We start from the raw sequence: 8042 nt of genomic DNA on the forward strand, positions 1-8042 counted from the left end.
CCAAATTTTACCCGGAAAGGATACTAAATGAAAAAATCGCTATTTGCGTTGGCGCTCGCCGCTTGCTTTGCGTTAGGAGCGTCCGAGCTTGAGACGCTAGAAAAAGAGTGCAATGACGGCAATATGAAATCTTGCGCCGAGGCAGGATTGCAATGTAAGGATAACGCAAAAAAGCTAAAACTATTTGAAAAAGCTTGTAACGGCGGAAATAAGCTCGGTTGTCTCGGGGTCTCGGGCGTAATGATGCAAGAAGATCCAAAAAAAGCCGTCGAGTATTTTGAAAAAAAATGCGACTCTGGAGACGCTCTTGATTGCGCATTATTAGGGGCCATGTATAAGGACGGAGACGGAGTCGAAAAAGATATATCAAAGGCTATAATCTACCATGACAAAGCTTGCAATCTAGGGCAAAAGCTATCAGCGCTATCATGCGGTATGTTGGCAGAGATGTATCGTAAAGGAGACGGTGTAAAAATAAATTTAATGAAAGCGGCGGTTTATGATAAAAAAGGTTGCGACATAACGGACGAGCTAGCGAGTTGCTATAATTTTGCGCTATTTAACTACAACTCTAACGATAAAAGTAAAGCTGCGCGGTATTATAAAAAAGCTTGCGATCTAGGCAAAAATAAAAATTCTCTTTTTAAGAATCTGCCCGAGTTTAAAGAAACTTGGCAAAAATCCTGCGATATGTATGAGCTGCTAAAATAGCGCGCCGAGCTGCGGTCGGTACAATATGCATCGGCTGCGGCTCAAAATTCGGCTGTATATAAACGCGTCTAAATTTAAAACGCAAGTAAATTTAAAGCGACGATAAAATTTTAAATTGATCGGGCGATATGCGGCAGAATTTAGCGTAAATTTACACGGATCCTGCATAGATTTTAGCGCAAGCAAAGCGCTAAAATAAAGAGGCAGATTTGTCATAAGCAAATGCGTGCCAAAAGCATAGATTGGCACGCAGCAGAATTTTAAGTTAGAATTACGTAGCCTTATGCGCTTGCGCCTCTGCAAGTATCAAGTGAAAGTAGAATTGTGATGTTGGAATTTACGCAGTCGCGCGCATAAAGCTCCGCGCCAATTTTTTGATGTGGAATTTAGAATTTTAAAATTCATAGAGCTTCGAATTTGGCGCCGAGCCTTGAAATATCGTAGCGATAGAATTTTAAAATTTGCCGCCGCATCGCTTTAAAAATCTTGCTTGAAAATTTTAATTATGCAGCGTAAAATTTTTCATTTCTGCCGGGGCGCTGTGTTTTTCTATAAAAATTTTTCTCTTTTGCTATGACGATGTGTTTTCGTCGTAGAATTTCGCGACTTTTTACGGCGCAGAATTTTTAGCGCGAAGTTTCTCATTATTTTTGCTTGTTAAAATTTAAGCGATAAATCCCACGATGTTAAATTTGCACGGCATAAGGCTCTTATCGCTGGCGCCACTTTAAAGCGAAATGAGATAAATTCTACGTGGCGCAAAGGGTTGCCTGATTAGGCTTTACGGCGCCCTTGCATACTGCGCAAAAGTGCGATCTCCTCCGCCCAGAGGCTATCGTCGATCGTTTCTAAAATCAGCGGGATCTCATCGATGTTCGGGTCGTTCATGATGTTTTCAAACGCCGCGAGCCCCAAAAATCCGCGCCCGAGGCTCTCGTGCCGATCCTTACGCACGCCAAGCTCGTTTTTCGTGTCGTTTAGGTGCATGCCACTTAAAAATTTATAGCCGATCGCGCGGTCAAACTCGCTCATCGTGCGCTCGTAGGCCTGCGGGCTGCGGAGGTCGTATCCTGCGGCGAACGCGTGACAGGTGTCGATGCAGACGCCGATGCGATCTTTGTTTGAAATTTTATCGATCACGTAAGCGAGCTGAGCGAAATCATAGCCGAGATTGGAGCCCTGGCCGGCGGTGTTTTCGAGCACGAGCTTGACGCCACTAGTGTTTGCGATGGCGAAATTTAGCGACCCTGCGATATTATCCAGACACTCTTGAGCTGAAATTTCATTTAGATGCGAGCCCGGATGAAAGTTCAAAAGCTTAAGCCCGAGCGCCTCGCAGCGGCGGATCTCGTCCACGAAGGCGTTTAGGGACTTTTCGCGCTCCGCCTCGCGCGGATGGCCCAAATTTATGAGGTAGCTGTCGTGCACCAAGACATACTCCGCGCTGATGCCGCTTTGCCTCAGCGCGTCTTTAAATGCGGCGATCTCCTCCGCGCTAAGCGGCGGCGCGTCCCATCTGCGCTGATTTTTGACGAACATCGCAAACGCGTCCGCCCCGATCTTTGCGGCGTTTAACGGTGCGTTGGAAGCCCCGCCGCTAGCGCTCACGTGCGCTCCGATCCGCTTCATTTTACCTCCTAAATTTTATTTTACGCCGCGTGCGGCAAAATTTCATAAACCCGAACCGCGCGCGGATTTTTTAAATTTAAATGCGCGCTTTTTCTTTCGCAAATACGCGCTGCTTAGTAAATTTCGTCGCAAAGAGCCGGCGCAGAGCGCCAATAAAACCGCGCTATTTGCGCAAGCTGAAAATTACCCAGCCGAGTAATGGAATTTTGACCGCTCGCGCCGTGTTTTGAGGCGGCGACCGAAGCGCATTATTTCCGCGCACTTACAGACATCTCACCGCGCGTTTTATTCGTTCGCGATTTGCTCGCGCCGCCCTGTGGAGTATATTTCACGTGCTGCGAATGCCCACCGCGCGAAATTTTATTGCAACTCGCGGATTCTGATCTTTACGCCGCGTTTTGCGTCGGCGAAGCTTATGGATCTTCCGCCGCCGTCCTTGCCGCGGCAAACTTTATAATCGATAGAGCCTTCTTGCAGGCTTTGTTCAAAGCAGTGACCGCCCGTATCGCTACCGCCAAAGATCGGTTTGCCTTCTAGGATTTCGCTCAGAAGCCCGCGGTAGTGCTCGGCGCCGAAGAATTTTTTATTGAAAATGAGCTCGTCGTCGCACGCGCCGTTCATGCAAATTTTATCGCCTTTTAAAACCAGGCTCAGCACGCTGATGCCGCTTGCGTAAATTTGAACCTCGGTTTGGTTCTTAAATTTACGCATAAAGCCCGCGTCGCTGGTGCGAGTAAGCGGCGAAATGACGGTGAAATTTACAGCTTGCGTGGAAGCGGGCTTGAGTGCGGTGGTAGCGCAGCCCGCGAGCAGAAGCGAAAGTGCAAGCGGCGCCAGAAAAGAGCATTTCATAAATAATCCTTAATTTAAGTTGGGTTTAAGTGCGTCTTGAGTAGAATACCGCCTTTAATCTTAATACCAGATTAAGTGGCCCCTTCGTCTAACGGTTAGGACATCGCCCTTTCACGGCGGTAAAACGAGTTCGAATCTCGTAGGGGTCGCCACTTCTAGCTTAAAAATTTTTTGACGCAAATCTTAGTTTTTGTAAAATTCTGAAATTATGCGCTTTTGCTGCCTCCTGCGCTACAAAATTCCAAGACTGCAATAAATTCTACCTGATAATTTTAAAATTTATCCCCGCCGAATTTACGTAATAAATTTTATGCGGACATATGGAACTTAATGAAATAAAACTCGCAAATTTAGCTCTTTCTAAAAAAAATTCGCTAAATTTATTGAATGCAAAATTTTAAAGAATATGTAAATGAAATTCTAAAAAATCATCCTGGCGAGCGCGTCACGAGCTTTAGTTTCGAGGGCGAGAAATACTGGCTCAAGCAGCCGGAGCTGCGCATCCGCGGTGGATTGCTTACGAAAATATTCAAAGCAAATCCGAAAGCCGCTTTCGATTACGAAGCGCTAAAATGCGAGAGCCTGTACGCAGCCGGCGCGCCTGTGCCGCAGCTGGTGCTGCGAGACGAGAACTTTTTCGTACTCAAAGACGGCGGCACGCCGGTGGACGAGGTGCTAAAAAGCTCGGATGAGGCATCTTGTGTGGCGCTCATTCAGGGCTACGCTGCGGCGTTAGCACAGCTGCATTCGCGCGGCTTCATACACGGCAGACCCGCGCTGCGCGACGTTTTAGTAAAAAACGGCGAGATGAAATTTATAGATTTTGAAAATCGCGGCGAGCGCGGTGATCTGCAAAAAGCCAAAATGCGAGATTTTTTGCTGTTTGTCTATGATCTTTGTCGCGAAGGGCTAAGCGAAGGTTTGGTGCGCGCAAGCATTTGCGCCTACGCCGCAAACGGCGGGCAGGGCGTAGTGCAAAGTGCGTGGGCTATGGTACTTGCGCTGCGTCCGATATATTTTATCGCCAGGCTCTTGCCGCAAAAATTTAAAGATCTAAACGCGCTCGTGCGCACGTTTGAGCTCTGCCTAAAAATAATTGAGGAAAACGATGGTCAAACAAAGTAAATTCGCTAAATTTAAACTGGTGATTATACTCGCCTATATGTCCGCTCTGGCGCCCTTGTCTACCGATATGTATCTGCCCGCACTAGAAAGGGTCAAGCAAAGCTTCGCCACGAGCGAGTTTTACACTCAGCTATCGGTTGCGAGTTTTTTCATCGCTTTTGCGCTAGGACAGCTCGTTTATGGGCCGCTAAGCGATAAATTCGGTCGTAAAAAGCCGTTATACGCAGGCATTTTGCTTTTTATATGTGCGTCGCTTGCTTGCGTAAGCTTTGATAGCGTTTACGCGTTTATATTTTTTAGGTTTTTGCAAGCTTTAGGCGGGTGCGCGGGAGTGGTACTTGCGCGAGCTGTTATTAATGACAAATTCGAGCTGCGCGAGGCTGCGGCGATGTTTGCGCTGATGATGGTCGTTGGCTCGCTAGCGCCGATGCTAGCACCAACTCTAGGTGGATTTGTGCTAGATTTTTTTTCGTGGCAAGCGATTTTTGCGATTTTGTTTGCGCTTGGAATTTTGCTTTTTGCATTTATATTTTTCGGACTTGGCGAGAGCGCGCAGATAGATGTGGTTGCTACACTTAGCGTAAAAGGCGTGCTTGGCGAATACGGCATAATCTTGCGAAATAAAGAATTTATGCGCTATACGCTAGGATTTGCGGTTGCGATGAGCGCACTTTTTGCTTATATCACGGGCTCGAGCTTTATATTTTTGGATTATTACGGGCTTAGCGAGCGCGCTTTCGGCGCAGTATTCGGCATAAACGCTCTTGGAATGACCCTCGTTTCGGCACTAAATGCCAAACTCGTGCAAAATCGCGAACCCACAGCTTTATTAAATTTCGGCCTAATAGCGATGCTTGTGACGAGCTTGATTTTGCTCGCATGCTCTATGCTTGACCTTCCTTTCATCTGCTTTGAGGCTTCGCTTTTCGTATTGCTTTCATCGCTCGGCTTTGTCGCGCCTAACGCCACGACGCTTGCGATGGCGCTGTATAAGGACGGCAACTCGGGCGCGGCTTCGGCGGTACTGGGGACTGCGCAGTTTGCTATTGCCGGGGCTATTTCGTTTATCGTGGGTGCAGTGGGAGCGAATAAGCCGTTTTTGCTCGCAAGTGTGATGGCGATTTGTGCTCTTTGTGCGAACGCTGTGTATTTTTTATTGCGAGAAAAGAATCAAAAATTTTAATTTTAATATTTTTTAAATTTATCGTTAAGGATTGATTGGCTAAAATTAGCTCTCGTTCTTTCAGCGTAAGAAAGACAATTCGGTAAAAAGAGGAAACGAGCCAATGAGCGATATTATCGCGTATAAATTTAACGGTGAAATTTACGATACTCAAAGTATCGGCGAGCACGCAAGCGAGGCGCAGCCGATATATTTCGATAACTCCGAGGACGCGCTAAAGGTGATCCGCCACTCCTGTGCGCACCTTTTGGCGCAGGCGGTGCGCGAGCTCTACCCTGGCGCTAAATTTTTCGTAGGACCCGCGATCGAGGATGGGTTTTACTACGATATCCGCGTCAGCAAAGATAACGGCGAGAAGCTCGGCGAAGAGGATTTGGGGGCGATCGAAAAGAAGATGCGCACGCTTGCCGAGGCAAATTTAGAGATTAAAAAGATAGCCTCCACCAAAGAGGCGGTCGCGAAAAAATATGCAAACGACGATCTTAAGCAGGAAGTTTTAAAGCGCATCCCGGACGGCCCGGTTAGCTTATACGCGCAGGGGGAGTTTGAGGACATCTGCCGCGGCCCGCACGTGCAAAATACGAAATTTTTGAAAAATTTTGCTCTTACGCGCATCGCGGGGGCGTATCTGGGCGGCGATGAAAAGCGCGAGATGCTAACTCGCATCTACGGCGTCGTATTTGCCGATAAAGATAGCCTCAAAAAACACCTTACGATGCTTGAGGAAGCCAAGAAGCGCGATCATCGAAAGCTCGGAGCCGAGATGAAATTTTTCACCTTCGACGAGCAGATCGGCGCGGGACTTCCGATCTGGCTTCCTGCGGGTACGAGGATGCGCATAAAGCTCGAGGAACGCCTTTATAGGCAGCTTCGCAAGCGCGGCTACGAGCCGGTGCGCGGTCCTGAAATTTTAAAATCCGACGCGTGGAAGATTAGCGGGCATTACAGCAACTACAAAGAAAATATGTATTTTACGACGATCGAGGAGCAGGAATACGGCATCAAGCCGATGAACTGCGTCGGTCACATCAAGGTTTATCAAAGCGAAATCCGCTCATATCGCGATCTGCCGCTTAAATTTTGCGAGTACGGCGTCGTGCACCGCCACGAAAAAAGCGGCGTCTTGCACGGGCTTTTCCGCGTGCGCGAGTTTACGCAGGACGACGCGCATCTGTTTGTGATGCCGAGCCAGATCAAAGAAAACGTCTATGAAATTTTGGATTTCGTGGAGCTCTTGATGAAGGCTTTCGGCTTTGAATACGAGCTTGAAATTTCGACTAAGCCGCAAAAGGCGGTCGGCGACGACGAGGTTTGGGAGATCGCGACGAAGGCCTTAAAAGACGCGCTTGACGAAAAGGGCTTAAAATACGGCTTAGACGAGGGCGGCGGCGCATTTTACGGGCCTAAGATCGACATCAAAATCACCGACGCGCTCGGTCGAAAATGGCAGTGCGGCACGGTGCAGGTCGATTTTAACCTGCCTGCGCGCTTCGAGCTTGGCTATATCGACGAAAATAATGAAAAAAAGCAGCCCGTGATGCTGCATCGCGCGATTTTGGGAAGCTTCGAGCGCTTCGTGGGGATTTTGCTCGAGCACACCGCGGGCGAGCTTCCGTTTTGGATCTGTCCTACGCAGGTATCGATCGTGCCGATCGGCGAGGCGCACGCAGACTACGCGAAAGAAATTTTAAATTTGCTGCGCGAAGCAGACATTGACGGCGAAATTTTAGATAGAAACGAGACGTTAAATAAACGAATTAGAACGGCTGAAAAGCAGAAGGTGCCGCTCATCATCGTCCTAGGCGATAATGAAGTTTCGGCTCGTAGCGTGGCTCTGCGCGATCGCAGGGCGCGCGAACAGCGAAATTTAGGGCTGGATGAGTTTTTAAATTTCGTAAAAGCTAAATTAAACGAGGTGAATTTTTGAGCAGAGAGAAAGAGGTTTTTCTAAACGAGGACATTCCGGCTAGCGAAGTCAGGTGCATAGGCGACAACGGCGAGGTTTACGGCATAATTTCAAAGGCGCAGGCGTTGCAAATCGCCGAGCGAGAGGGCGTGGATCTGGTTTTGATAGCGCCCGATGCAAAGCCGCCCGTTTGCAAGGTCATGAACTACAGCAAATTTCGCTATCAGCAGGAAAAAAAGCTCAAAGAGGCGAAAAAAAAGCAAAAAATCATCGAGGTCAAAGAGATCAAGCTGTCCGCCAAAATCGCTCAAAATGACATTAATTACAAAGTAAAACACGCGAAAGAATTCCTTGGTAGCGGCAAACACGTCAAGCTTCGCGTATTTTTAAAAGGGCGCGAGATGTCGAGCCCGGAAATCGGCGTAAATTTGCTCAATAAAATTTGGGACGAATTTTTTGCTGAAGTGGCTGATCGCGATAAAGCGCCCGCGCTGGAGGGTCGCTACGTAAATATGCTGATCACGCCGAAAAAGGCGTAGCGTAAATTTAGCTATGCTATAAAAATCGCAGCGATAAAATGGTGGAATTTTGAAATTCCACTGATTTAAGTGTGCTCTTAATTAGAGAATAATTGCA

General features: G+C 47.8%; 7 protein-coding genes and 1 tRNA gene. 6 read left to right on the forward strand and 2 right to left on the reverse strand.

From position 1 onward, the window contains the following. Positions 1-27 precede the first annotated feature (27 nt). The gene (locus Q0620_RS02830) at positions 28-711 is read left to right on the forward strand and encodes a tetratricopeptide repeat protein (protein WP_298783123.1); all 684 of its coding nucleotides are present in this window, start codon (positions 28-30) and stop codon (positions 709-711) included. 774 nt (positions 712-1485) lie between these two features. Here the strand turns inward: Q0620_RS02830 and nfo are convergent. Then, complete coding sequence (gene nfo / locus Q0620_RS02835; protein WP_298783124.1) at positions 1486-2340, reverse strand: deoxyribonuclease IV; 855 nt, start codon at positions 2338-2340, stop codon at positions 1486-1488. A gap of 360 nt (positions 2341-2700) precedes the next feature. Then, positions 2701-3192, reverse strand: coding sequence for a hypothetical protein (locus Q0620_RS02840; RefSeq protein ID WP_298783125.1), 492 nt, complete (start codon positions 3190-3192; stop codon positions 2701-2703). A 77-nt stretch (positions 3193-3269) separates the two neighbouring features. Between Q0620_RS02840 and Q0620_RS02845 the strand changes: the two genes are divergently transcribed. The 5 genes from Q0620_RS02845 to infC all read left to right on the forward strand — a co-directional run bounded on the left by Q0620_RS02845 (position 3270) and on the right by infC (position 7945). Continuing rightward, positions 3270-3344: transfer RNA gene (locus Q0620_RS02845), tRNA-Glu, on the forward strand. A 235-nt stretch (positions 3345-3579) separates the two neighbouring features. Next, on the forward strand, positions 3580-4317 hold the full coding sequence (locus tag Q0620_RS02850) for a spore coat protein (protein WP_298783126.1): 738 nt from the start codon (positions 3580-3582) through the stop codon (positions 4315-4317). Next, on the forward strand, positions 4301-5500 hold the full coding sequence (locus tag Q0620_RS02855; protein WP_298783127.1) for a multidrug effflux MFS transporter: 1200 nt from the start codon (positions 4301-4303) through the stop codon (positions 5498-5500). Before Q0620_RS02850 ends, Q0620_RS02855 begins: the two co-directional genes overlap by 17 nt. Positions 5501-5603: 103 nt before the next feature. Then, positions 5604-7427: a threonine--tRNA ligase gene (gene thrS, locus Q0620_RS02860; RefSeq protein ID WP_298783128.1), complete on the forward strand. Its 1824-nt coding sequence runs from the start codon at positions 5604-5606 to the stop codon at positions 7425-7427. Further along, the gene (gene infC, locus Q0620_RS02865; RefSeq protein ID WP_298783129.1) at positions 7424-7945 is read left to right on the forward strand and encodes a translation initiation factor IF-3; all 522 of its coding nucleotides are present in this window, start codon (positions 7424-7426) and stop codon (positions 7943-7945) included. The genes thrS and infC overlap by 4 nt, the downstream gene beginning before the upstream one ends. The last annotated feature ends 97 nt before the right edge of the window (positions 7946-8042 follow it).

Origin of the sequence: uncultured Campylobacter sp. (genome assembly GCF_938017615.1) — a bacterium.
Taxonomy (GTDB): domain Bacteria; phylum Campylobacterota; class Campylobacteria; order Campylobacterales; family Campylobacteraceae; genus Campylobacter_B.

What these genes read in the sequence shown, in the direction of transcription:
- Q0620_RS02830 (WP_298783123.1), top strand. Translation starts at nt 28, where the DNA reads ATGAAAAAATCGCTATTTGCGTTGGCGCTCGCCGCTTGCTTTGCGTTA.
- nfo (WP_298783124.1), bottom strand. Translation starts at nt 2,340, where the DNA reads ATGAAGCGGATCGGAGCGCACGTGAGCGCTAGCGGCGGGGCTTCCAAC.
- Q0620_RS02840 (WP_298783125.1), bottom strand. Translation starts at nt 3,192, where the DNA reads ATGAAATGCTCTTTTCTGGCGCCGCTTGCACTTTCGCTTCTGCTCGCG.
- Q0620_RS02850 (WP_298783126.1), top strand. Translation starts at nt 3,580, where the DNA reads ATGCAAAATTTTAAAGAATATGTAAATGAAATTCTAAAAAATCATCCT.
- Q0620_RS02855 (WP_298783127.1), top strand. Translation starts at nt 4,301, where the DNA reads ATGGTCAAACAAAGTAAATTCGCTAAATTTAAACTGGTGATTATACTC.
- thrS (WP_298783128.1), top strand. Translation starts at nt 5,604, where the DNA reads ATGAGCGATATTATCGCGTATAAATTTAACGGTGAAATTTACGATACT.